We start from the raw sequence: 24,772 nt of genomic DNA, 5'->3' as shown, positions 1-24,772 counted from the left end.
GACCTGAGGAGGATTGGGTATGTTTAAAAAAATTTTTTTATTGATTTCACTATTATTCTTAAACGTCTTTGCCGTATCCCTTTTTGCAGATACTGTAGAACCGAATGTTTATGTACATTACTTTAGATACGATGGGGCTTATGATGCTTGGGACGCTTGGGTATGGAAACGAAATGCCAACGGTTCAGCCATTATTCCAACCACGGAAACCATTTCAGGACAATCCTGGGCAACCTTTGATTTACCTTATTCGACCTATCAAATTAATGCAGATACCGAATTTGGAATCATCATTCGAGCAAGAAACAATTGGGATGGTCCAAGAGAACCAGGTGGTGACCGCTACTTTAGAGCGGGCGATGGGCATGTCATCAATGGTGACTATCATTTCTACATTTTGCAATCAAATACAACGATTTACACAGTCAAACCGGATACTTTTCATACCATTTTGACTGCCAGTTTTGATGACCAAGATACCATCCAATTTACGACAACTACAACGGTCACTTTAGCAAATATCCAACTTATAAAGGGTGATGTTCAAGTCCCTGTTACGAACTTAAAAGGATCTCCAACTGGTTATACAGTAGACACTCAAACAGTCGATTTGACTCTGCCTTACACTTTACGTATTGTGTTTGGGGATAATGGTACCACCGCTTCAACACGCCAAGTCACGTTTGATGGCATCTATGCTTCTGATTTCTTCAATAGTGCTTACGGCTATACCGGCAATGACTTAGGTTTAACTTATACAAAGAAAAAATCTACCTTTAAACTTTGGGCGCCTATCAGTGATTCTGTGAAGCTCAATGTATATGATGCTGGTCATCCAACATCCGTTCGTGCGGATGGTGATGATTCTGCAACTGAATTTGAAATGACCCGCGGCGATTATGGCGTTTGGTCCGTTTCAATTTCACAAGACTTAGCAGGTAAATACTATACTTACACGATTCAAAATGGTAACAGCACATTCGAAGTAGTGGATCCTTATGCTGTGAGCAGTGGTGTCAATGCGCTTCGTGGTGCCATCATTGATTTAGATAAAACAAATCCAACAGGATGGAACAAAATCGAGATTCCATATTTCAGTGGTCGCTTTGTCGATGCGATTTTGTATGAATTACACGTTAGAGACTTAACCAGCCACGCTAGCTGGAATGGTCCTTCAAATTATGTAGGTAAGTTCTTAGGTATTGCAGAAACAGGCACATCCTTTACCAAAGGCGATAACACTGTTAAAACAGGGCTAGATCATATGGTTGAACTCGGTATTACACACTTACATCTACTCCCTGCTTTTGAATTTGGGTATGTGGATGAAACCAGACTCGACGATCCTAACTATTTTAAAATCAAAGATGGTGGATTCAACTGGGGTTACATGCCAACCTTATTCAACGTTCCAGAAGGCTCTTATTCTACCAATCCATATGACGGTTCAGTTCGTGTGAATGAATTTAAAGTCATGGTTAAATCCTTGGCTGAAAATGGCATTCGTACTGTTATGGATGTCGTTTACAACCATACAGGTGATGCTAATTATAACTTCAATAAAATCGTGCCTAATTACTTCTTTAGATTATCGGATACAGGGGCGCTTTCAAACGGTTCTGGTACTGGAAACGAAACCGCTTCTGAACACTTTATGATGCGTAAGTTCATGGTGGATTCAGTAGTGTATTGGGCGAAAGAATACAATGTCAAAGGCTTTAGATTTGACTTAATGGCCTTACACGATGTAGAAACTATGAATCAACTCACTGAAGCATTACACGATATTGATCCAACCATCGTTGTCTATGGTGAACCTTGGACTGGTGGTACTACACCATTGCCGGCTTCACAACAAGCTACAAAAGAAACCATGGATGAAATGCCAAATGTAGCCGCATTCAATGACATTGTTAGAAATGCGATTCGTGGCAATAACAATGGCGAAGGACAAGGTTGGGTTCAAGGTCGAAACAGCAGCCGTGCAGATGTTATTAAGGGCATTTTAGGCACTCAAGATACTAACTATACATTTGTGTCACCAAATCAGACCATTAACTACGTCAGTGCTCATGATAATTCAACACTGGCTGACCAAATCAAGTTAACATCGACTAAAACACTGGCTATCCGCAAACTGATGCAAACACAAGCGAATGCAATTGTATTAACCTCTCAAGGGGTACCATTCATTCATGCTGGTGCTGAGATGATGCGAACTAAAGTTGATCCAGCTGAAGATAATGGCCTTAATCATAATAGCTACAATGCTTCTGACCTAGTCAATCAAATGGATTATAATTGGAAGATTACACATAAAACAGTCTTTGATCAATATGTTCAACTGATTGAATTACGTAAAGCGCAACGTTCATTCAAACTCAATACGTATGAGGAAATAAATGAAAAAGTTGAAATCTTAAACACTGGTCATGATGGCGTGATCGCATATCGTATTGTCAACGATCAAAGTCTATACCCTGATATGATTGTGATACATTCTAATGGTACAAAATCGATGCACAGTATGGCGCTACCTGCAGGTACTGATGCGTTCAACAAAGATGGCGAACCAGTATGGCAAATTGCTTTCTCAAACTTAGGCGCTGAGACATTCAATAAAGCACAGATTGCAAACGGTGAAAACGTCAATGTGAAACCACATGAAACCATCATTTTATATTATGGTCAAAACACCGATAACACCATCACAATTCCAAAACAACAAAGCGGCTTATCGCCATTTGCTATCTCCCTGATTACAGGTGGATCTGTCCTCAGTATCGGGGCTGCAATTGGCTTAATGTTCGTATTTAAGAAAAAGAAAATTGCTTAACAAAAAGCGCACTTGAAATCCCAATCAAGTGCGTTTTTTTCGTCAAAAAAAACGACGAAGTTAATCGTCGTTTAATCGAACTATGCTATTTTTTTGTCCACATTGGATAATTCAATGTTTCGATACTTGAGGTAGCTAATGAACATAACTAAAGGTAGTCCAAAGTTATAAAACACAATTGACATTGGTGGCGCTAATAGTCCAATCAAAGCCCCAACCATACTTGGCAATAATGATGAAAAGAACGCAATCTTCATGATTTCATTAAAACCGGGTACATTTTGATCTTTGTATTTTAAGAATCCTGCAATTAAACTAATAATGCTGACATAAATCAAATTGATTGCTGTGAAGATGACAAGTATCAACACAATGACTGGTAATAAGAACACGCGCTTTGCGCTCACATACAGTTGATCATATAATCGTGTCATTGCTTCATTTGAAGCCATGTTTTTTAAATCTGAACTGTGTAAGTTTTGAAACGTATTATAGTTAAAGGTAAATGGATTCCCGGCAAGGGATAACGTATAATTTTGTGGATTAAAAATGACCCCATTCAAACCATTCAACATAGCTAAGTCAACAGCATCCTCAGATGGATTGACAACAATGATAAAACTGTCGTTTAAATTGGTGACTGATACAAAATCTATTGGGGTGGTCAATCCCCCTGATGTAATGACGAATGCTGGTAAGTCATTCAATAATCCGGGCTGTTCATTTAAAGCTAAATCTGCGCCGAATAAGACGTAATTGATCGTCTTGGAGTTCATTAAACTGATTGAGATTGGGACAGTAATCAATACCATTGATAACAGATATATTAAAATTGCTTTACCAAATTTCTCACTTTTTAAACTGAATATATCGCGGATATTATAGACTGTGTTGAATAAGATGTGTTTCATTGTTTCACCAAAATCAATGTTTGCATCGGCGCGATTGTTGATGAGAATGCTGTTGTACTATAAATAACATCATAGCCGGTAATGTCCACCGCAATTTCAGCGTTTGAGAAATTATGATAAACGAGTACGGTTTGTGAAAAATCCTCGAATGTTAACGTTCTTGAGAACGCTGATAAATACGTTTCTGTCGTATCAACTAGTTTAAAATCACCATATTTTAATGCAGGATAGGTATTCTTCAAATTCAACAATGTTTTATAGGTGTTAAACAGTGAAGTTGTGTCATTCTTTTGAGCATTTAAATCAGAGACTGAACTGTTATAGTCCACACAAGCTGTACACCAATTCGTGGTATAGGTATCTCCCCATTTGAATGGTAAGCCTCGTGTTTCATCCCAAATACCGTTTTCACCAAACGAGGAAACGCCCTTCATCCCTAATTCTTCTCCATAATAGAGGAATGGGTTGCCAGGTAATGTCAATAATGCTTCAGCTGCTAATTTAAGTTTATCGGTGTTTAATACACTAGCTGGACGATCTTGGTCATGATTGCGAATGAATGGGGCATCAATATAAACTTCATCACTATTAACAAAGCGTTTGTTATAGTTATCCATAACAGTTTGGAAAGCTCGATAATACCCATTGAGTGTTGTATCGTAATTACTGGTTCTAGTATTTTGTACGGTATTCATAATTTGAGTTGAATAATCAAAGTTGAATAGACTATCAAAACCTTGATAAAAAGACGCTGTGTAATCCTTTGAAGCCCATACTTCTCCTACTAAATAGACATCCGGATTAATCTTACGAAGTTGTGCCCTTAACATGGTAAAGTAGTCAATACTGCGTTTGATATCGTTGGTTGCAGGTAAGCCATTCACATAGGTATTGCTATTGAATATATGGATAGCTGCATCCACTCTGAACCCATGAACGCCTCGATTTAACCAGAAGGTCATCACATCAAGCATCGCATCTTTGACTTCTGTTTTAGAAAAATCTAATTCTGGCATCCAAGCGCCAAAATAAGAGAAATTGGTATACCATGTTGGATGTTGCGTTTTCCAAAGGTGTTGATCGGATGTGTGATTCAAAACCAAATCAATGATGATTTTAATCCCATTGTCTTCGGCTGTTTTAATCATTAAATCAAAGTCTTCTAATGTGCCATAATCGTCATGCGTATCGTAAAAATCTGTGACATCATACCCATGATAACTCGGACTTGGGTGGATTGGCATCAACCATATGCCATCAATACCTAAATCAGCTAAGTACGGCAGTTTTGCTGTAATACCATTGAAATCCCCAATGCCATCATTATTACTGTCTGCGAAACTTCTGACAAAGATTTGATAGTATGAACCTGTTCTGGGATTGGCAAGTTCTAGTTGTTCTAACAGGGTTTCTTTAGGTTGTTTGGTCGATTGACAACCAACCAATCCGACTGTGATAGATAGGATTAATATCATTAGTAATATTTTTTTCATCATTAAGCTCCTCTGGTTTTTAAGTTAACAACGCGCGTTTTAAATAGATAATCATGTAAAACACGTTGTTCATCTTTAGTTTTAATCAACGTGATAACCACTAAATACAGTGTAAAGGTCGAGAATGATAAGACTAAAATGAATAGTGATCGGATAACCAATACCCATTTAGCAGCTGCTTGACCAGATTGATGCACAATTCGAATGTGTTGATTGTTCTTTCCATAGGTTTGCCCCTGAGTCAATAACACTGGTAGGATGTAAACCAAAAAGAATGTGGCATATAACAAAACCCTACCCACAATCAAGTTTTGATTGGCAATGCCTAAAGCAATCAATACCCCAATCGTTGCTAATGATGTGTCTATAGCAAACGCTTTAATCCGTTGTTCTAAAAGTTCAGTCATGTTTCATCACGTCTCATTTCACCTCATCATTATACATGATATCGCTTTCTCTCACAAGTTTGGCACCCGTTACATAATTTCTCCAAAAAAAACCACTACCAAGGCAGTGGGTTAGTTTTAAGTTTGTCATCATATAACTTAATCAGTTGATTTTTGATTTCATCTGAAATCGTGTGTTCACATTCTAGAATGGATTGTAACTGTGATTCATCCTTTATACCAGGAATCACTGCTGTAATTTCAGGATAAGATAAAATGAATCCGAGTGCGATGGGTACCAACGCTTCTGTTTTTGAGATAGTTTTAACTTCATCGACCAAATCAGCGCGTCGCTTAATGACAGCTGGACTCCATCGTGCTCTAATGCCCGTGAATTGGGAATGATGGTTATATTTGCCTGTTAGCCATCCTGAATCCAATGGCACTTTCACAATCAAACTAACATTTTTTAAAGAGGCCAGTTGAAATCCTTGAGCTGGGCCTTGAAAAAACACATTGAATAGTATTTCAATCACGTCTAAATCTACGTTTTGGAGGACTAACATTAGGTCTTCATAAGTATCGATTGAAACGCCATATGCACGGATGAATCCTTGTGACTTCAGTTGTTTTAACTTATCAAAATGCATTGTCTTACCTGCTAAAATAGTCCGATCTGGATTGTGTAAAATAACACTATCGATGTAATCTGTATTGAGTCGTTTTAGGGAAACTTGAATTTGATTTTCTAAGGATGATACCGAAAAATCACTGGTACCATCCGCTAAATGACCCACTTTAGTGTTGATGACGACGTGTTCGCGTTGTCCTTGAATCGCTTGACCTAAAATAACTTCGCTTTGACCACTCCCATAGGCGGGCGCTGTATCAAACAGATTAATGCCTTGTTCTATAGCGTAGCGAACCAGTTTTATAGCTTCTGTTTCAGACATATCACCCCATAAAGGATTATTGAGTTGCCAAGAACCAAAACCAAGTCGATTCACTATTTTATCTGTTTTTGCGTAAACTGCTTCATTCATTGAAATCACCCACTTTTTTGATAACAAAAAGACCCATTTTTTACAAATGAGTCTCTTATAGTATTAATTATCTAATCCAAAATGGAGTCTGAGTTTACCATTAACAACCACGCTGTTGTTGATTACTAATCCAGAACCTTGGAACATCTCGTTTATTTTTTCTTTTGGTATAACAAGTGTATTACCAACCATGAGGTTAGCGTCAAATACACTAATTAAGCCTGTTAAAGTTTCTTGATCTAATACGACACTACCAATATTCGCGTTTATAATCGTAAGTACCATGTCTCCGTTTGAATTCATGCTGATATTACCGGTTAAATTAAATTGCATATCAAAAGCACCAGCCATACCCGTCTTGGTTAGAGTCATCTTTAAGTGGATGGATAATACATCAGCTTGCATACGAACGAATAGGTTCGTCGAACTAAATTTATACTCAACATCATTTCCATTGAGTTTAAACTTAATTGGGAAATCAAATTGGACTTTATCACCTAGTGTGTAATCTAGAATCGCATTCACATCTGCTTCAGTTAAATCCATCCGTGGATCGGTTGGATTTAGGATAACGCTGGTCGTTGCTTGAGTAGCTAATCCTGCCATGAAGGCTGCTTTATCCGCTTCACTTTCCCATTTGGTAAATGATGGTGCGTTTAAATCTGTTGGTAATCGGCGGAACGCACCCAGATTCAGAGATATATCAAAACCTTGATCTGAGACATCTAAAACAAGCAATTCTTCTTTGTAAATGATCTTAAGTAATGCAGCAAAAGTTGGGTCAATATCATACAGATAATCAGTAAGTTCTGTTTCACCTACAGTGAAGCTATAATCTTCTAAGTTGAAATCGCCAAAATCAAGGTGTTCATCGACCATATCGTTTAAACTCTGGCTTGTTAAAGTCTTAACGATGAAGTTTGTTAACTGATACGCTTGTTTAAGTGGTAACTTCAAGGACCCCATTTGAATTTTCGCTACTTTTAAAAAGTACTCATTGTTTTCGGCTAGTACAATGTTAAACACAATTTCAAATCCGGTTTGATAAAGTACCGTACCACCGAGGACAAAATCAGCACCAGCAGTCACTTTTAACTGATCGTCGGATAATGTCGTCCATACGCCTTTTAACCCTGCTAATCCACCAAAAACCATCATGTAATCATGTTCAATTTCACCTTCATAAGTTGAGACCAAATACTTGGAATTTTCTTTGGATAAGGCTTTTTGAATGACACGATTGATATACGCTTCTGTAATTGTGAATACGACCGAATCTTCGTTAGAATCGGTGATTAAAGCGGAGAGTTCTCCATCAAGTTCTGTGTAAAATGAGGTTTCAGAAGCCTCCACATACTGATCAACGGGTGCTGTGGTCTTCTTATACAATAATGCTAGAGGTAAGACCACAAATAATAAACCCAATACGAGTAAAACAATAATAATCTTCAACAACAATTTGAATAAAAACTTCACAACACTCACCCCTTTTATGTGTATTTGTTTGTGTCTAGTTTTAATAATCTAATGAGGATTGACCACCTAAAATGTAATCACTTAGTGCACCTTTTTGTTTATAAGTATAATAAGCTGCTGCGCCAATCATCGCAGCATTGTCTGTGCAATACTGCATGGAAGGAATGATAATTTCCTTATCTTTAATTGTTTCAAATAGTCGAGTTCTTAACCCTTTGTTAGCTGCGACACCACCCGCGATTAAGACTTGCTTAACTTGGTAATCGTTCGCGGCTTTGATGAGTTTGGAAACGAGCACATCCACCACACTTTGTTGAAATGAAGCACACATGTCTTCAACACGGATTTCTTCTTCTTTACGTTTCATGTGGTAAATCATGTTGTTAACTGCGCTCTTTAATCCCGAGAAAGAGAAGTCATAAGAGTCTTCATCGATCATCGGTCTAGGTAAGGTATAAGTTGGTTTACCTTGAGTGGCTAATTTGTCAATGAGTGGTCCACCTGGATAAGGTAACCCAAGCATTCTACCAACTTTGTCATAAGCTTCCCCCACAGCGTCATCTTGAGTTTCTCCTAAGAGTTCAAATGACATGTGGTCTTTCATATAAACGAGTTCAGTGTGTCCACCCGATACGACTAACGCAACTAGAGGAAACTTCATTTCGTTTTCAATGTTCGCTGAATAGATGTGCCCAATCATGTGGTTCACACCCAAGAGCGGAATGTTGTGGGCAAACGCGAACGTACTCGCTGCGTTTATTCCAACCAGTAAGGAACCAATCAGACCAGGTCCTTCGGTTACCGCGACTAAATCAATATCTTTTTCAGTCACATTCGCTTGTTTTAAGGCTTCTTCAAATACGATGGTCATATTTTCGATGTGGTGTCTCGAAGCGATTTCTGGAACCACACCCCCATAGACCTTATGGATATCAATTTGTGATAAAACGACATTGCTTAAAACGGTTTTTCCATCTCTTACAATGCTAACTGAGGATTCATCACAGCTCGATTCAACGGCTAATATCAGCATCATTATTCCTCCAAATGAGCACATGAGCGTCTTCTTTGTTATCGTAATACTTTAGACGTTTATAGCTCTTTTTAAAGCCATACGATTCGTATAAATGAATCGCTCTTTCATTCGTTTCTCTGACTTCTAAGGAAACGATATCTACGTTATTTTGTTTAAAGTAATCCATGATAAATGTAATCCACTTTTTACCTAAACCTTTGTTTTGATGGGTTGGTTTAACTAAAAAGTTGACGATTTGTCCAATGTTATCGTTAATCCATAATCCTACATAACCAATGATTTCGTCATGTTCTTCATCAACAAAATAGTGGGCGAAGCCATGGTTTGTAATTTCATTATAAATCATATCGTAACCTAAAGAGTGTCCAAAGACTTCTTCTTCCAATTGAACTACGGTTTCGATATCTTCAGGCGTCATTTTTCGAATCATTCAAGATTGCGCTCCGCTTCTGTTATTCTCAAATAATTAGGAACAAAATGGTGAACATCGGTAACAACAAAACTCATATCAAGAATTTTCTTAGTGTCGATTTCATAATGTCTTTCATCAATAAAATAGGGTTTAGCAAGGTTGACTTTCGCGACTTCTCTGACGTAATCTACAGTATAAAGGCCTTCTGGTAGAACGATTTTGTTACCTTCAAAAATGGCCGCGAACACATTACCATTTCTAGCATCAATCATCGGAGCGATGCGGTCAGCTTCAATCCCTGATGATAGAAAATATAACGAGGATACAGCTCTTAATTTAATGTGTTTGGTGTAAGCGAGCATTTTCGCAACCATAACAGCGATTCTAAGTCCCGTATAAGAACCCGGGCCATAACCAACAACGATTTCATCGATTTGGTCAATGGTTAAATGTTTACGTTTGAGCATTTGATCCATACGGTCAACGACATATTTAGCGTGGTCTTTTTTACCGATACGAATCGAATAATCAATCATTCGGCCGTCTTTGGCTAAAGCCATCACGAGGACGCCAGTCGATGAGTCAAATAGGATTTGGTTCATAGGTAGTGTTCCACCCTTTCGTATTTCTCACCTTTGGCTGTAAACGTAATTTTACGTTGGTCGTTGCCGAGGTCAGTGAATTCGACTAAAAGATATTCTTTGGGTAGAATATGACTGACTTTATGGGGCCATTCAATCACTGAGATGCCATCTGAGTTGATGTAATCTTCTAAGTCAAAGTCAGAACCGACTTCATCTAACCGGTATAAATCGACATGATACAACTTATTTTCATCCATCATATAACGTTTCATAATGGTATAGGTTGGACTGTTGATGTTTCGCTTGATCCCGAGGGCTTGTCCAATCCCTTTTGTGAATGTAGTTTTACCAGCTGCGAGGTCTCCTTCTAGGAGTAATACAGAGCCCGGTTCTAATAATAAGCCAACTTGATACCCCAAAAATGTGGTTTCTTTGGCTGAATTTGTGAATTTTTCCTTCATGATATCACCGTTACTATTTTAACATTTTTCTTTCTAAAGAAAACAATTGTGCACCATTAGAAACAAAAAGGCGGTTGCCCGACCTTTTATTTAAGTTTCTTTTCGAGTTCTTGTTTTAAGGATTCATACCCTTTTTTGCCAAGTAAAGCGAACATATTCTTCTTATAAGATTCTACACCTGGTTGGTCAAATGGGTTTACATCTAATAGGTATGCGGACATGGCGCATGCTTTTTCAAAGAAATAGACCATATAACCAAATGTTTCAGGATTGATGGTTTCAATTTCTAAGACGATGTTTGGTACACCGCCATCGACATGGGCTAATAATGTGCCTTGGAAGGCTTTTTCATTCACGAATTGCATTGACTTACCTGCAAGGTAGTTGAGTCCGTCTAAATCTACAGGTTCGGATTCGATGACCAAGTCTTCTTGAGTCTTGTTCACTTTGATGACGGTTTCAAATAGGTCGCGTTCGCCTTCTTGAATGTATTGTCCTAATGAGTGAAGATCGGTTGAGAACGCTGCGGATGCGACAAATAGACCTTTATTTTCTTTACCTTCTGATTCACCGAATAGTTGTTTCCACCATTCAGAGAAGAACACAAGGCTAGGTTCGTAGTTTACAAGCATTTCAATCTTCTTACCCGATTTGTATAAACGGTATCTTAGTGTGGCATAATCGTAAGCAGCATTATCTTCATTTAAAAATTCATGATACGCTTTTTGAGCGCCTTTTAAAATCGCGTCGGTATCAATACCTGCTGCTGCGATTGGGAGTAGACCTACTGCAGTTAACACAGAGTAACGTCCACCGATGTCATCCGCAATCACATAAGTTGGATAGCCTTTTTCATCGGCGAGTTGTTTTAATGCGCCTCTTGCTTTATCGGTTGTTACATAAATACGATTCTTCGCTTCTGCTTCACCATAACGTGCTTCTAAATAGCGTTTGAACACACGGAATGCGATAGCGGGTTCTGTGGTTAATCCGGATTTTGAAATCACGTTGATGGAGAAAGATTTGTTTTCTAAGTAACTTAATAAGGATTTTGCATAAGCTGCGGAGATTTGGTGACCCACAAAGATGACTTCAAGATCACCTTTTTTAGGGAATGCTGGTCTTAACATTTCAAGTGCTGCTTTCGCACCTAAATAAGACCCACCAATACCGATAACGACTAAGACCTCAGATTGTTCTCTGATTTTCTTAGCGGATTCTAAAATACTTGCGTATTCTTTTTTATCGTAATTGACTGGTAAATCTAACCAACCTAGAAAGTCATTTCCACGGCCTGTTTTTTCATGAATTTGTTTATGAATTTGTTTAACTCTAGCACTTAAGTTCGCGCCATCGTTTAAAAATGATACTGCATGTTTTTCATTTATTTTAATCATATGTACACATCCTTTTTATCGATATCATTATATCATCTTTATTTCTATATGATATAAATATCATGCTTAAAACGGTTACAATCCGAATAATTCACTTAAAAAATAAAAGTAGATGTACGCATCCACTCTCATTTAGTGATTTTCAAGTTTTTGTTCAATCCATTTCGGTAAATTTTCTTCTAGTGTTTTGAATCCTATCTTCATATCACAAATCTTGATTTTTTTCGATCGATCACATTTCTTATAGCTTAACTTCAACTGTTTGTTGTCTTTATCGACTTCAATGACGATGACTTTGACTTGGTCACCCGTCATCGCGAACTGAGAAATGTCTCTTACAAATTTATCAGAGATTTCAGAGATGTGAATTAAGCCTGTATACTCGTTGATTTTTACAAACACACCATAGGGTGCGATGCCGGTCACTACAACATCAATGATGTCGCCTTTTTGATACATAAAACCACCCCGTTTGCTTTATTATATCATGATAAAAGAACAGATAAAACCAAAAAGAAAAGAGGTTTCCCTCTTACTCGTTTGTCAGATAGATACCTAAGCCTGCTTTACCAACATGTACAGCGATGACCGCTGAGATGGTACCACTGACTTTTACTGATACATCATCAAATTTAGTTTTAATGATTTCACAAAACTGATTCGCAACATCCGATGTGGTCGTATACGTAATTCTTACAACCGTTTTGGCTTTATCACGGAGTTTACTCACTTCGTTGGTAAGATAGGTCAAAATCCCATCCGTACTTCTCACTTTATGTTCTACTGATAGTTTTCCTTGGTCAAACCTTAAGATGGGTTTAATCTTTAAAAGATTCCCAATCATCCCTTGAATTTTGGATAAACGACCGCTCTTTACTAAAATATTTAAATCATCAACGGTGAAGATTAAAGAGCCGTGACTGATGTCATTATGAATACCTTCGATCACTTTTTCAATTGAATGCTCGGTTTCAATCTTTTCAACTAAACGCTCAACTAAGTACTCTGCGCCACAAATCGCAGATTTCGTATCGAGTACTGTGACTAATTCCTTATGTTCAAGCATGTCTTTCGCGAGTAGAGCACTATTAAATGTGCCACTCAAAGATTGGCTTACTGTTAAGCAAACCACGTGCTCATAGCCTTCATCTAATAAAGACTGATAGGCAATCATAAAACGATTGGGTGCTGGTTGTGACGTACTAACTTTCTTATTTTGATCGACAAATGCGTAAATTTGTTCGTTTGTTAAATCCCCATCACGGTACGTTTCTGTACCAACCATGATATCTAGATAAACGACGCGTATGTCATGTGTTTTAATAAAGGATTCTTTCAAATTGAAAGTTGAATCCACAACAACCCCGAGTTTAAGCTTATTCATTGTTATCCCCCGAAATAATAGCCTAATGCTGAAATGATAAGGCCCAATAAGACCCCTGCAAATACTTCAATTGGAAAATGCCCTAATGGTTCTTTAAGTGCTTTTCCTTTATTGATATGGTCAGTTTCTAAACCTAATTTTTCATTGATATTATTCAACATCATCGCATGCTTTGAAGCTTCAAGACGAATCCCCATGGAGTCGTGTATGACGATTAAAGCGAGTGTGAGCGAAATAGCAAAATATAGGCCTATGCCTTCATAAAAATAAATACTCGCAGTCAATGAAGCGACCGTAGCACTGTGTGAAGAAGGCATCCCACCAGTGGTTATTAAAGCGCGTAGGTTGGGCTTCTTTTCTTTAAGGCTTACGGAAAAAAACTTCAAAAATTGAGCTACGAGTAAAGCGATTATGGTGTGATTAATAATTTGTTGTGCGGTGTTCATCTAATTACCTCCTAGACGGTGATAACAGCAATGACTCCTGGCACATTTTCCAATAACATCGTTTCGATACCTTGTCTTAATGTTACGTCAATGAGGCCGCAGCCATCGCATGCACCTAACATTTTAACATATACTATACCATCTTCGACAGAGACAATTTCGATATCGCCACCATCACGATGTAAATAGGGTCTAACACGATCAATTAATTCGTGTACTAATTTGGTTGTTTCATCCATGATAAAATCCCCCTTGCTTTTATAGTATATGCTATAGCATGCGTGTTTTCAAATGTTATGATAAACTCTCTATTTAACACGTTTTAGAATGTAATACCCACATTGATAATTACAGGACTCATTCAAGTAGTCAGGGATATATTTAAAGTAGTTTTTATCTTTAGGATCTAACACAAATCCTTTCAGTCTAAGTAACTCTGAAGCGACATCTCCAACGATGTAGTCGAAGCGGTCAAATGTGTCGACATAACGTGCATTAAATTTCGCGATATCGAAGGCATCTTTGGTGTTATGAATTAACTCAAAGTTACCGAATTGGGTTTCTATTAACATGATTCTATTCTCCTTTAATCAATAGTACTGTAGCACTGGCTGCCATGGCTTTTTCATTGCCAATCGCATCCATCTTTTCATTGGTTGCAGCTTTAATATTTACTGCTTCTTGTGGTGTGTTTAGTAGGGTGCTTACCGATTCTTTTATTTGTTTGATAAATGCCGCTAATTTGGGCTTTTCCGCAAATATAGAACAGTCGATATTAGAGACTTTGTAACCCATATTTTTCATGCGTTGTACAACTTCACTTAATATGATTTTGGAATCGATATCCTTATACTTATTATCTGTATCAGGAAAGAGTGTTCCAAGGTCTCCAAGGCCTAATGCACCGAGTATTGATTCCGCAACAGCGTGTAGTAAAACATCTGCGTCACTGTGTCCTAAGAGCCCTAGTTGATGAGGTATTTCGACGCCCCCCAAAATGAGTTTTCGGTTTTCAACTAGTGCGTGAATATCGTAACTATGTCCGATTTTTATCATGTGTTTTTCTACCTCTTTTTCAAACATTTCGATGTCTTTCTGATAGGTGATTTTATCGTTGTTTTTTTCATGTAAAATCAAACCGACCTCATCATTAAATGCCGATTGATACATACTTACATCATCCGTAGCTAAAGGGTTATTCTTCGTATAGGCTTTACGGATTTCTTCTGTGATGAATGCCTGTGGAGTTTCAGCTTGATACAAGAAGGTGCGATCTAAAATTTCTAAGCCACTATTCTTGTGATAGATTGTGTTGGTTACACGTTTAGATAACACACAAGCTTTATATATATGAAGTCCGTTTTCAACTTGTTCAATCAGTTCATCATCAATACGAACTCGCGCTGCGTCATGAATTAATACGTGGTTCTTGGTTACATGGGTTAACCCATTTCTTACAGATTCACTTCTACTTTTTCCACCGTATACAATTTTAACATCTTCTGGTAGATAGGACCTCACAAAGTTTTCATCTTCTGGATTGATGACAACAACCATTTCATACCCACGATCATAAAAAGGCTTGAAGGCATACCAAAAAAGTGGCTTTTGATTCACAAGATATCTAAGTTTGTTATAGCCTAAATTAGCTCGTGTGCCTGTCCCAGCAGCCACCAATACGCATGCGTACATGTGTCCTCCTATAAAACGTCATCTAACAAGATGTCGTGTGGTTCTTGTAAATCATAATCAAATTTGTGAGCGGGATAAGTAATGCCTAATTTGTAACCTTTTTTTCCTATTAAAAAGCGGTCAAAAAAACCTTTTCCATAGCCGATTCTTAAGTTCTTTGAAACTGCTACACAGGGAATCAAATAGAGTTCACAATCTTCAATAGAAGGATTTTCTTTAGGAACTTCTTTAAGATTGAATGGCGCTACAATCAAACTGTCTAATCGCTCTATAAGGCGATATTTGATAGAACCGTTTTCGATATTTGGTATGTAAAAATGTTTGTCTGGATACTGTTCTACTAAGGATAACAAATTGATTTCTTGGTGAATCGGATAGTATAAACCAATGTGTTTAGAAGTTTTGAATATTTCGTTTTGTTCTAGCTTTTCAATCATCATTTCTGTGATGGCTATTTGGTCTTCAATCGGGGTCTTTTTTCGTGCAGACAGCACAGTTTGTCTTAGGGTTTTCTTATCCATGAATTTCATGGTAGTAACATGCGTTACTTTGGTATTGAGGGTTTCTCGCAACCATCAAAGCGTCCTTCGCATGTTGATAAATCTCTTTGCCTGAAGACCCATCTGAGTGACTTCTCGATACCCCAATCATCACTTCGAGTTCGGTTTGAATAGACCCGTAGTTCATTTGTAAATTCATATATGTTTGATTCGCTTGAATTCCTTGTCTGAGTAAATCCATCTTACGTGGATCAATTAATGTAATTGCGAAGACAAGACCGGATAATCTGAATATTTGAGAGGATTCGCTCATGAAGGACCCTTTTAATTTCTTGATGTATTCCCCCATCAACATATTCCCAATTTCTCGTCCATACATGTCGTTGATTTTTGGTACACTCGATAATTCAATTAAAGCGAGTTGGAAGTGTTTCTTAGACTCTACCAACTGATCTAAATGTAATAGTAATTCAGGTTGTCCGAGTAAACCATCGATTTCAGATACATTAATTTTTTGATACCCACTGGTTTGAACTACATTGAATGAGCCCATAATGATATTGGAGGACTTATCTTCAAAAATGCGTTTCCCTGCTTCCTTGACCCATATATAATAACCTTGTTTGAGCAATCTATAGGTTGTTTTGTACGTTTGTTTTCTAGAGGTTAGTCCACTAATCACACCTAAATAGGTTTGGAGGTCCTCTTCTTTAATGAGTTTGCGATAATCATCTAAATCGATGGTGTTTGAAGGGATACCGGTCATTTCAACGAAACGATCATTGCCCCAAATATAACGTTCATCCAAATCAATATAAAATAAGCCTTCTTCAGATAATTCAAGGGTTGCGATGAATTTTAGTCTCATCGATTCTACACTTTGTTCGGCTGCCTTTAATTCTTTTTCAATCGATAATAAGTCAAAATCACTACGACGTTCACCAATATTTATTCGACCACGATACTTTCCTAAGATGAATATAGGTTGCTCAACCGTATGTAATAATACAGGTTTGCCTTGATAATTTTGGAAGAGCATTTCATGTTCTTCACTGGTTTTAGGTTTAACAATCTTTTGGTAATCTTCATAATAGGTTTCCATCGCTCGGTTGTTGGTTTCAACCCCATCAAACGAAGTGATACGAATGCTTCGATTAACAATATCAAAAAACGATTTGTCTTTGATTTGTTCTACTGTAAAACCGAATTCCTCACAAAGACTATCAGACATTTCTTGAATGCGGCCTTTGTGATCTACAACATAATATGCATTCCACTTAGTAGCTTTAATTGACTTAATAAATAGGTGGTAGTGATTTTTAGTGAATAAAACCTTCTTGAAAACCATAAAAGCAGTCACGATAAACAGCGTGACTGTAAGCATTAAAACATAATAATAAATGGTTTCTAATAAGGTCCCTTCAATGTATGTTTGGTAGAATAGCGCGGTTGGAATATATAGTAGTGTGATGAAAATCAATCCTACTTGTGAGAATCGATACGGTTTATCATTCATAATACCGATTAAGATCACAAATATCCAAGAAAAGAGCGCGAGTATACCGGGGAACAGTGGGTAAAATGACACATTATCACCTCGGCTAATCTATTTTAATAGGTAAGTCATAACGAGTAGTACACCCACAACGATAAACGCGATGAGCATTTTGAACCATGGGTTTTTATTTGAGAATGTTACAATGCGATCAGAAAACTTAAGTTGACCAAACTTACGGATAGGGTCGATAAAGAATGAACCAATTTGAACAATTATATTTTTCATACGCCCCTCCTATTTCATAAACATATTGAGATACTCATAAATCTTCTCTTTGTCATTGGCTTTTAACATAATGCCTTCAATGACAATCGAAATGGTTCCGGTTTCTTCCGAAACAACAATCGTTAAGGAGTCAGATACTTCAGAGATACCTAAGGCAGCACGGTGTCTAGAACCCATTGTTTTATCGTGCTTTGTGGTTTCAGATAACACATAATATGCACCTGCACAACGAATGGTATCGCCTCTGATGATGACCGCGCCATCATGAAGTGGGGTAAGTGGGGTAAATATGTTAATTAAGAGTTCTTTAGAAACTTGAGAGTTCATAATAATAGCGCGTTCAGCATACTGATCTAATGAACTGTGTTTTTCAACAGTAATCAATGCACCAATGTTTTGGCTAGATAGATACGTAACGGCTTCAACGATTTGTTGCTTGGTTTCAGCTGAACCCATCGTCGCGACATCTCGTTTTGAATCGATAACAAAGGCTGATTCAAAACTCTTACGAATGTCCGGGGACAGGATAACCACGAAGATAAGCGGAATCCATTCTTTTATATATCCCAAGATAGTAGCTGATATCGTGAGCCCTAGTTTCTCCGCTCCAAAGGTAATCAGGTATAAAAAGATGATGAATAACAACATCCTAAATACGCGTTTACTACTTAAGAAAAAACTAAGTAAAAAAAAGACAATCATCCATACAATATAGCCATCTAAAAGAATTAATAACCAATCTGTCATAGTTCCACTTCCTTCTCATTAATTATATCACACAATTATATGGATGAATCATGGAATCTCACTGTATCAATTTACCTTAGTAAAGCCTGATTTAGAAGTCTTCTATATTGCAGTAAATTTCAAAAAATAAGGCAATCAAAGTAAAACCGCTAAATAAAGACATATCTACGAAATGTGCCTCTAATTCGGTAAAAAAATAATGTTTTTGGCTCTTGCTATTGATACCGATTACCTTTATAATCAAACATACAAGGAAGGGTGTTTTTATGAACGTATATTCGAAATCATTAACTGAAAAAATCAATCAAGATATTCAACAGTTTTACCCCCACTTATTCCCAATTACACCTGACATGAAGATGTCATTTACAGGTGTATCGAGATTGGTCATGCTTGATCGTTACACTCAAAAGGATTTAGCACTCGTCAGTTTAGCAGTAGGTGACTTAGTTGTCGCCGTCATTAAACACGACCCTAAGTTCCCGGCTAGAGGTATCGGGACCGTTACAAAGATTGAAGATCACCATGTATTCATCAAGGTCGATGAAGAGTTCGTTGGCCAAATTGGTGATGACCACATTGATGGTGTTGTTCGTCGTGAAAAACGAGAAATTGAAAAACCACTCGAACTTTATTATGAACAAATCGCAAAACGTGTAGGTTCAAACTTAGGTGAGGGCGAATCACAAGAAATCATTGATGGTTTTGTTCATGAACTTAGCAACCTTCATTTGATTCCAGCTGGACGTATTTTATATGGTGCTGGTTCAAAATCTAAAGTCACTTATTTTAACTGTTATGTCATGCCTTTCATCGAGGATTCTCGTGAAGGTTTAGCCTTACACCGTAAGGAAGTCATGGAAATCATGGCTCGTGGTGGGGGTGTTGGTACAAATGGTTCCACACTAAGACCTAAAAACGCGCTTGCTAAAGGTGTGAATGGTAAGTCCTCTGGTTCTGTATCCTGGCTGAATGACTTGGCACAATTGACCCACTTAGTTGAACAAGGTGGTTCACGTCGTGGTGCCCAGATGATTATGCTTTCGGACTGGCATCCAGATATCATCGAATTCATCATTTCGAAGATGCAAAACCCTCGTATCTTAAGATTCTTAATCGAAAATACGACGGACGATACCATCAAACAATTGGCGAAGGACAAACTTAAATTCAAACCACTATCTTCAGATAAATATAATATGTATCAACAAATCATTCAGTTATCGGACATCAACCCTCACTTCTTCTCTGCATCTGTAGTCGATGAAGCAAAGCGCTTGGTCGCTGACGGTGGTGAATACGATGTTCAAAATCCAGACTTCTTAACAGGTGCTAACATCTCTGTAGCCATCACTAAAGATTTCATGGATGCTGTTGAAAAAGATGCATTGTATGAACTCAAATTCCCAGATTTAGATAATTATACTAAAGAACAAAAAGCATTCTATGACCGTGAATGGCGCAACATCGGTGACGTTCGTGAATTTGAGCGTTTAGGTTACCCTAGCCGTGTTTACCACACACTCAAAGCACGCGAATTATGGAATTTAATTAACGTGTGTGCGACTTACTCTGCTGAACCTGGTATCTTCTTCATTGATAATGCGAATGACAATACCAACGCCACTTCTTATGGACAAAAAGTCGTCTGTACAAACCCTTGTGGTGAACAACCATTAGCACCGTACTCCGTTTGTAACTTAGCAGCGATTAACCTCGCAACCATGGTTAATCCAAAGACCCACGAAATCTTATGGGATCAACTCGGAACAACCGTTAAAAACGCGATTCGTATGCAAGACAATGTCATTGACCAAACTTACTATTTCTTAGAACAAAATAAACAACAAGCTTTAGGCGAACGCCGTATTGGTATGGGTGTCATGGGTCTTCATGACTTACTCATCTACGCGAACAAGCGTTATGGCTCTAAAGAAGGTAATAAGCTTGTCGACCAACTCTTCAAGTTTATCGCAACCAAAGCTTATGAAACCTCGATTGAACTGGCTAAGGAAAAAGGATCCTTCCCATTTCTAGACCAGTTTGGTTCTAGAGAAGCCTTTGTTAAAGGGGAATTCATTCAAAAATTACCAGCTCACGTTCAAAAAGGTATTCTTGAACATGGGATTCGTAACTCCCACTTACTCACCATCGCACCTACTGGTTCAACCGGAACGATGGTCGGTGTATCCACAGGGTTAGAACCTTACTTCGCATTCACCTACTTCCGTAGTGGCCGTTTAGGTAAATACATCGAAGTCAACGCGAACATTGTCGAAACCTATCTTGAATTACATCCAGAATATACCAAAGAAACATTACCAGACATTTTCGTTCCAGCGATGGAATTAAGCCCTGAAGAACACGCCGATGTACAGTGCATCATTCAATACTGGGTTGATTCCTCGATTTCTAAGACTGTTAACGCCCCTAAAGGCTATACCGTTGAAGAAGTTGAACGCGTTTATATGCGTTTATACAAGGGTGGTGCAAAAGGCGGCACAGTTTATGTAGACGGTTCTAGAGACGCTCAAGTCTTAAGCTTGAAGAAAGAATCCGATACCCCAGTTCAAGTTGAACTTTCTGACCTTGGTGTTCAAATGCCAGGTGCTCAAAGCCAAACCTACAACGATGAACTCGCAACCCCACTTAGAAGCGACCGTCAAGACCGCGAAATCGGTGTTGAAGTCGGTAACCTTTGTCCAATTTGTCGTGAAGGTACCGTTCAAGATGTCGGTGGCTGTCACACTTGTACCAACTGTGGTGCACAACTTAAATGCGGATTGTAGTATAATTAAGAATAGCCGAGTGCTATTCTTTTTTTTGGTGGTGATACTGTGGATAGAGCATTATTGGTTGGTCTCGATTTAGGGGAATATGATATGAAAACATCGATGAATGAACTTTCTGGACTCGCAGAGTCATTAGAAATTCAAGTCATCGATCAGTTTGTTCAAAAAGCAGACTTACCGAATGGTCGAACCTATATTGGTTCTGGTAAAGTTGAAGAACTTAAAAAAGCCATTCAAGTCTTAGATATTGATATTGTAATATTCAACGATGAATTATCACCAGCTCAAATCAGAAACCTTGAAAAAGAGCTTTCGATTCAAATTATGGACCGCAGTTTTCTCATTTTACAAATCTTCTCAAAACGTGCTCAAACTAAAGAAGCTGTTTTAGAAGTCAGCCTTGCACAACAACGTTATATGTTACCGAGATTGATTGGATTATCTTCTAGTTTATCCAGACAAGGCGGGGGTTCATTTAATGCGAAAGGTGCTGGGGAAACCCAGTTAGAGTTAGATAGACGAAAAATCGCTTCAAATATTTCACAATTAGAGCGTGAACTGGATAAGATTAAACGCGAAAAAGATACCGCACGTAAACGTCGACAAAACAATGAGATTCCAGTAGTTTCCTTGGTTGGTTACACCAACGTAGGTAAATCTGCTACATTGAATGCGATACTCGATTATATCCTCAAAGTATCGGATAAGAATGTGGTTGAAAAGAACATGTTGTTCGCGACATTGTCAACCTTTTCTAGACGTATTAAACCGCCTAAGAAACCTGCATTCATCCTAACGGATACAGTTGGATTCGTATCTCGATTACCACACGATTTGGTTCGATCATTCGAATCCACATTGAGCGAAGTAAAACACGCAGATTTGATTTTGTATGTGATGGATGGGTCTAGTTCTTTAGCGCCACTTCAAATTGAAACTACCACAGAGGTATTGAAGGGTTTAGAAGCAGACCAAGTTCCTCATCTTTATGTCTTAACACATAAGGATATGATGTTTACGGATCACTTAAGTTATCATCACGATGTGGCGATATCGAATAAAACTTATGAAAACTTGGATGTTTTGATTGATAAAATCTATCAAAAAACTTATGGTAAGAAGATTATCGTTACACTTCATATCCCTTTTACAGACCACGGTGTCTTGCATCAACTCGAAAACGACACCATGATTCTTTCAAAAGTATACAACGATACAGGTACTCAAGTACTTGTGGAATTGTACGAAAAACAACTTTCTCAATTTATGACTTACTTCAAACACGAACAAATATTATAAACAAAACCACTCAAATTGAGTGGTTTTCGTCTTTATTATTGTCAAAATAAGCATCAATGATGCGGATGAATTCATCCCATTTTTGAACTTTGGATAACTCCGCTTTGGTATCTCTCGCATTTGGTAAACCTTTGAAATACCATGTCCCTTGGCCACGCATTTGTAACATGGCTAAGTGTTCACCCTTTAATGCCATCAATGATCTTCCGTGTTCGATAATCATTTCTTTGATTTCGCTCATCGATGGTTTAGGTGCTTCTTCACCCGTTTTTAAGTAGTGGTTAATTTCATAGAATACCCACGGATTACCCAGTGCAGCACGACCTACCATGACAGCATCTACACCTGTGTACTCTAACATTCGTTTCGCGGATGGGCCATCCTTAATATCTCCATTACCGATGACTGGAATCTTCACAGCTTTTTTAACGGCTTTGATTACATCCAGATCAGCAAAACCTGTATACATTTGGCTACGGGTTCTCCCGTGGATGGTAATTGCACTGGCTCCAGCTGCTTCTGCTTTCTTTGCAATTTCAACCGCGTTGATGCAGGTGTGGTCCCAACCAGCACGAATTTTTACAGTGACAGGTTTAGACACATTCGCTTTAATCGCTTTAATGATATCATAGACTTTATCTGGGTCCTTTAACAAGGCTGCTCCAGCTTGTGCGCGTTGTGCTACTTTCGGAACCGGGCACCCCATATTGATATCAATGATATCGCAGTCTGTGTTTTGATCCACATACTTGGCCGCTTCGACCATGGTTTCTACGTCTGACCCAAAAATTTGTTGTGCGTAAGGGTGTTCCCCAGGTACAGATGCCAACAAGTCTTTGGTTTTTTCATTATCGTGTGTAAGGCCTTTATCGGAGACCATTTCAGCGAAAACGACTCCAGCCCCTAAATTTCTAGATATTAAACGAAACGATGCGTTGGATACCCCAGCCATTGGTGCGAGTACAACTTTCGAATCGACTTCAATTTTATCGATCTTAAATCCCATTGTTATAACAACCTTTCTAGAGTATTGTATCATAACAGTGTATTTATTCAACAAAGTTGGCTCTTATGGTAAAATGATTTTCGAGGTGTTCTTATGAAAGATTATTGTTTAATTTCAACAGCCTATGATGGGCAAGCCCGTATTTATGTTTCTTATAGTAAAGCCTTGGTTGAGCGCGCAAGAACCATTCATGGTACTTGGCCAACCGCATCCGCAGCACTGGGCCGATTTTTAACAGTTTCCGCGATGATGGGGTTAATGTTAAAAGACGACGATTCAATCACACTACGCATTGAAGGTGATGGTCCAATCGAGTACATGCTTGTTGAGGCAAACGCTCAAGGTGAAGTCCGTGGTGATATCAAACATCCTGAAGTCTATCTAACGTATAATAGTGGTCCTAAAGAAGGTAAGCTCGCCGTTGGAAAAGCGGTCGGTGAAGGTTACTTACATGTGACTAAAGATTTAAACTTAAAAAACAACTTCACTTCTTCAGTTGAACTACAAACTGGGGAAATCGGAGATGATTTCACATACTACTTTACGTCTTCCGAACAAACACCTTCAGCCGTAGGTTTGGGGGTTTTGGTAGATATCGATCAAACCATTAAACAAGCTGGTGGTTTCATCATTCAATTGTTACCGAACGCAACCGATGAAACCATTACCAAAATCGAAGGGGTTTTAAGTACCATTAAAGCTGTCACTGAACTTTATGAAGATGGGTTAAGTCCTGAAGATATTACCGATTATTTATCTAGTAACACAGCTAAAATTCTATCCAAACATGATATCTCATATAATTGTCATTGTTCAAAAGAAAAGTTCTCAAAGTCCATTGAAAAACTCGATGATAAAACCATTCAAAGTTTCATCGATGAAGACCACGGAGCAGAAATTATTTGTCATTTTTGTAAATCCAAGTATCACTTTGATGAATCCGATCTACAAAACATATTAGGTGAACTACCCACCACTTAATAGAAGTGAGGGCTTCCTATCCAAACCAGTGTACCCACCAGTGACTCAATAGGCTATCCCCGTAGTCCCTACGGTTCTTAGTTCTTATATGGATAAAGCTAATTTGT

The 24,772-nt window shown here is 38.1% G+C and carries 25 protein-coding genes; 4 read left to right on the top strand and 21 right to left on the bottom strand.

Features of this window, described 5'->3' with window-relative positions; genetic code table 11:
• Positions 1-19 precede the first annotated feature (19 nt).
• Positions 20-2,836 (top strand): type I pullulanase, encoded by a 2,817-nt coding sequence (gene pulA, locus N7603_RS06640; RefSeq protein WP_262096631.1) that lies wholly within the window; start codon positions 20-22, stop codon positions 2,834-2,836.
• An 80-nt stretch (positions 2,837-2,916) separates the two neighbouring features.
• Here the strand turns inward: pulA and N7603_RS06635 are convergent, their stop codons facing one another.
• The 20 genes from N7603_RS06635 to cdaA all read right to left on the bottom strand — a co-directional run bounded on the left by N7603_RS06635 (position 2,917) and on the right by cdaA (position 18,587).
• Positions 2,917-3,747, bottom strand: coding sequence for a DUF1189 family protein (locus N7603_RS06635; protein ID WP_262096630.1), 831 nt, complete (start codon positions 3,745-3,747; stop codon positions 2,917-2,919).
• Positions 3,744-5,240, bottom strand: a complete 1,497-nt coding sequence (locus N7603_RS06630; protein WP_262096629.1) for an alpha-amylase family glycosyl hydrolase — start codon at positions 5,238-5,240, stop codon at positions 3,744-3,746. Before N7603_RS06630 ends, N7603_RS06635 begins: the two co-directional genes overlap by 4 nt.
• A 2-nt stretch (positions 5,241-5,242) precedes the next feature.
• The gene (locus N7603_RS06625; RefSeq protein WP_262096628.1) at positions 5,243-5,647 is read right to left on the bottom strand and encodes an RDD family protein; all 405 of its coding nucleotides are present in this window, start codon (positions 5,645-5,647) and stop codon (positions 5,243-5,245) included.
• A gap of 95 nt (positions 5,648-5,742) precedes the next feature.
• Positions 5,743-6,669, bottom strand: coding sequence for an aldo/keto reductase (locus N7603_RS06620; protein WP_262096627.1), 927 nt, complete (start codon positions 6,667-6,669; stop codon positions 5,743-5,745).
• Between the two features lie 63 nt (positions 6,670-6,732).
• Positions 6,733-8,145 carry a hypothetical protein gene (locus N7603_RS06615; RefSeq protein ID WP_262096626.1) on the bottom strand — a complete coding sequence of 471 codons (1,413 nt, stop codon included), beginning with the start codon at positions 8,143-8,145 and terminating at the stop codon, positions 6,733-6,735.
• Between the two features lie 40 nt (positions 8,146-8,185).
• Positions 8,186-9,178: a tRNA (adenosine(37)-N6)-threonylcarbamoyltransferase complex transferase subunit TsaD gene (gene tsaD / locus N7603_RS06610; RefSeq protein ID WP_373425388.1), complete on the bottom strand. Its 993-nt coding sequence runs from the start codon at positions 9,176-9,178 to the stop codon at positions 8,186-8,188.
• Positions 9,159-9,611, bottom strand: coding sequence for a ribosomal protein S18-alanine N-acetyltransferase (rimI, locus tag N7603_RS06605; protein WP_262096624.1), 453 nt, complete (start codon positions 9,609-9,611; stop codon positions 9,159-9,161). The genes tsaD and rimI overlap by 20 nt, the downstream gene beginning before the upstream one ends.
• On the bottom strand, positions 9,608-10,195 hold the full coding sequence (gene tsaB / locus N7603_RS06600; RefSeq protein WP_262096623.1) for a tRNA (adenosine(37)-N6)-threonylcarbamoyltransferase complex dimerization subunit type 1 TsaB: 588 nt from the start codon (positions 10,193-10,195) through the stop codon (positions 9,608-9,610). The genes rimI and tsaB overlap by 4 nt, the downstream gene beginning before the upstream one ends.
• Positions 10,192-10,638 (bottom strand): tRNA (adenosine(37)-N6)-threonylcarbamoyltransferase complex ATPase subunit type 1 TsaE, encoded by a 447-nt coding sequence (gene tsaE, locus N7603_RS06595; RefSeq protein ID WP_262096622.1) that lies wholly within the window; start codon positions 10,636-10,638, stop codon positions 10,192-10,194. The genes tsaB and tsaE overlap by 4 nt, the downstream gene beginning before the upstream one ends.
• Positions 10,639-10,724: 86 nt before the next feature.
• Positions 10,725-12,035: a glucose-6-phosphate isomerase gene (locus N7603_RS06590; RefSeq protein ID WP_262096621.1), complete on the bottom strand. Its 1,311-nt coding sequence runs from the start codon at positions 12,033-12,035 to the stop codon at positions 10,725-10,727.
• Between the two features lie 132 nt (positions 12,036-12,167).
• A complete protein-coding gene (locus N7603_RS06585) occupies positions 12,168-12,494 on the bottom strand; it encodes a S1 RNA-binding domain-containing protein (protein WP_262096620.1) in 327 nt (108 codons plus the stop codon).
• 73 nt (positions 12,495-12,567) lie between these two features.
• Entirely contained in the window at positions 12,568-13,419 is an 852-nt protein-coding gene (locus N7603_RS06580) for a DegV family protein (protein ID WP_262096619.1), read from the bottom strand.
• A 2-nt stretch (positions 13,420-13,421) separates the two neighbouring features.
• On the bottom strand, positions 13,422-13,865 hold the full coding sequence (locus N7603_RS06575) for a divergent PAP2 family protein (RefSeq protein WP_262096618.1): 444 nt from the start codon (positions 13,863-13,865) through the stop codon (positions 13,422-13,424).
• Between the two features lie 11 nt (positions 13,866-13,876).
• Positions 13,877-14,104: a NifU family protein gene (locus N7603_RS06570; protein WP_262096616.1), complete on the bottom strand. Its 228-nt coding sequence runs from the start codon at positions 14,102-14,104 to the stop codon at positions 13,877-13,879.
• A 69-nt stretch (positions 14,105-14,173) separates the two neighbouring features.
• Positions 14,174-14,437 carry a YutD-like domain-containing protein gene (locus tag N7603_RS06565; protein WP_262096615.1) on the bottom strand — a complete coding sequence of 88 codons (264 nt, stop codon included), beginning with the start codon at positions 14,435-14,437 and terminating at the stop codon, positions 14,174-14,176.
• 4 nt (positions 14,438-14,441) lie between these two features.
• Positions 14,442-15,557, bottom strand: a complete 1,116-nt coding sequence (gene ispF, locus N7603_RS06560; protein WP_262096614.1) for a 2-C-methyl-D-erythritol 2,4-cyclodiphosphate synthase — start codon at positions 15,555-15,557, stop codon at positions 14,442-14,444.
• A gap of 8 nt (positions 15,558-15,565) precedes the next feature.
• The gene (locus tag N7603_RS06555) at positions 15,566-16,087 is read right to left on the bottom strand and encodes a 5-formyltetrahydrofolate cyclo-ligase (protein ID WP_262096613.1); all 522 of its coding nucleotides are present in this window, start codon (positions 16,085-16,087) and stop codon (positions 15,566-15,568) included.
• Positions 16,071-17,645 (bottom strand): PAS domain S-box protein, encoded by a 1,575-nt coding sequence (locus N7603_RS06550; protein ID WP_262096611.1) that lies wholly within the window; start codon positions 17,643-17,645, stop codon positions 16,071-16,073. The genes N7603_RS06555 and N7603_RS06550 overlap by 17 nt, the downstream gene beginning before the upstream one ends.
• Before the next feature lie 18 nt (positions 17,646-17,663).
• Positions 17,664-17,840 carry a hypothetical protein gene (locus tag N7603_RS06545; protein ID WP_262096609.1) on the bottom strand — a complete coding sequence of 59 codons (177 nt, stop codon included), beginning with the start codon at positions 17,838-17,840 and terminating at the stop codon, positions 17,664-17,666.
• Between the two features lie 9 nt (positions 17,841-17,849).
• Entirely contained in the window at positions 17,850-18,587 is a 738-nt protein-coding gene (cdaA, locus tag N7603_RS06540; RefSeq protein ID WP_262096608.1) for a diadenylate cyclase CdaA, read from the bottom strand.
• Between the two features lie 266 nt (positions 18,588-18,853).
• Here cdaA and N7603_RS06535 point away from each other — a divergent pair, with 266 nt between their 5' ends.
• Together N7603_RS06535 and hflX are read left to right on the top strand one after the other, a co-directional pair.
• The gene (locus N7603_RS06535) at positions 18,854-21,376 is read left to right on the top strand and encodes a vitamin B12-dependent ribonucleotide reductase (protein ID WP_262096607.1); all 2,523 of its coding nucleotides are present in this window, start codon (positions 18,854-18,856) and stop codon (positions 21,374-21,376) included.
• Positions 21,377-21,424: 48 nt separating this feature from the next.
• Complete coding sequence (gene hflX / locus N7603_RS06530) at positions 21,425-22,678, top strand: GTPase HflX (protein ID WP_262096606.1); 1,254 nt, start codon at positions 21,425-21,427, stop codon at positions 22,676-22,678.
• Positions 22,679-22,688: 10 nt separating this feature from the next.
• On the opposite strand, the gene dusB is transcribed toward hflX, so the two are convergent.
• The gene (gene dusB, locus N7603_RS06525) at positions 22,689-23,684 is read right to left on the bottom strand and encodes a tRNA dihydrouridine synthase DusB (RefSeq protein ID WP_262096605.1); all 996 of its coding nucleotides are present in this window, start codon (positions 23,682-23,684) and stop codon (positions 22,689-22,691) included.
• Positions 23,685-23,777: 93 nt separating this feature from the next.
• Here dusB and hslO point away from each other — a divergent pair, with 93 nt between their 5' ends.
• Positions 23,778-24,665 carry an Hsp33 family molecular chaperone HslO gene (gene hslO, locus N7603_RS06520; protein WP_262096603.1) on the top strand — a complete coding sequence of 296 codons (888 nt, stop codon included), beginning with the start codon at positions 23,778-23,780 and terminating at the stop codon, positions 24,663-24,665.
• The last annotated feature ends 107 nt before the right edge of the window (positions 24,666-24,772 follow it).

This window comes from Paracholeplasma vituli, from assembly GCF_025446935.1.
GTDB lineage: Bacteria > Bacillota_I > Bacilli_A > Acholeplasmatales > UBA5453 > Paracholeplasma > Paracholeplasma vituli.
Note: the sequence above shows the minus strand (reverse complement) of the source record. Positions and strands in the feature narration are given on the sequence as shown.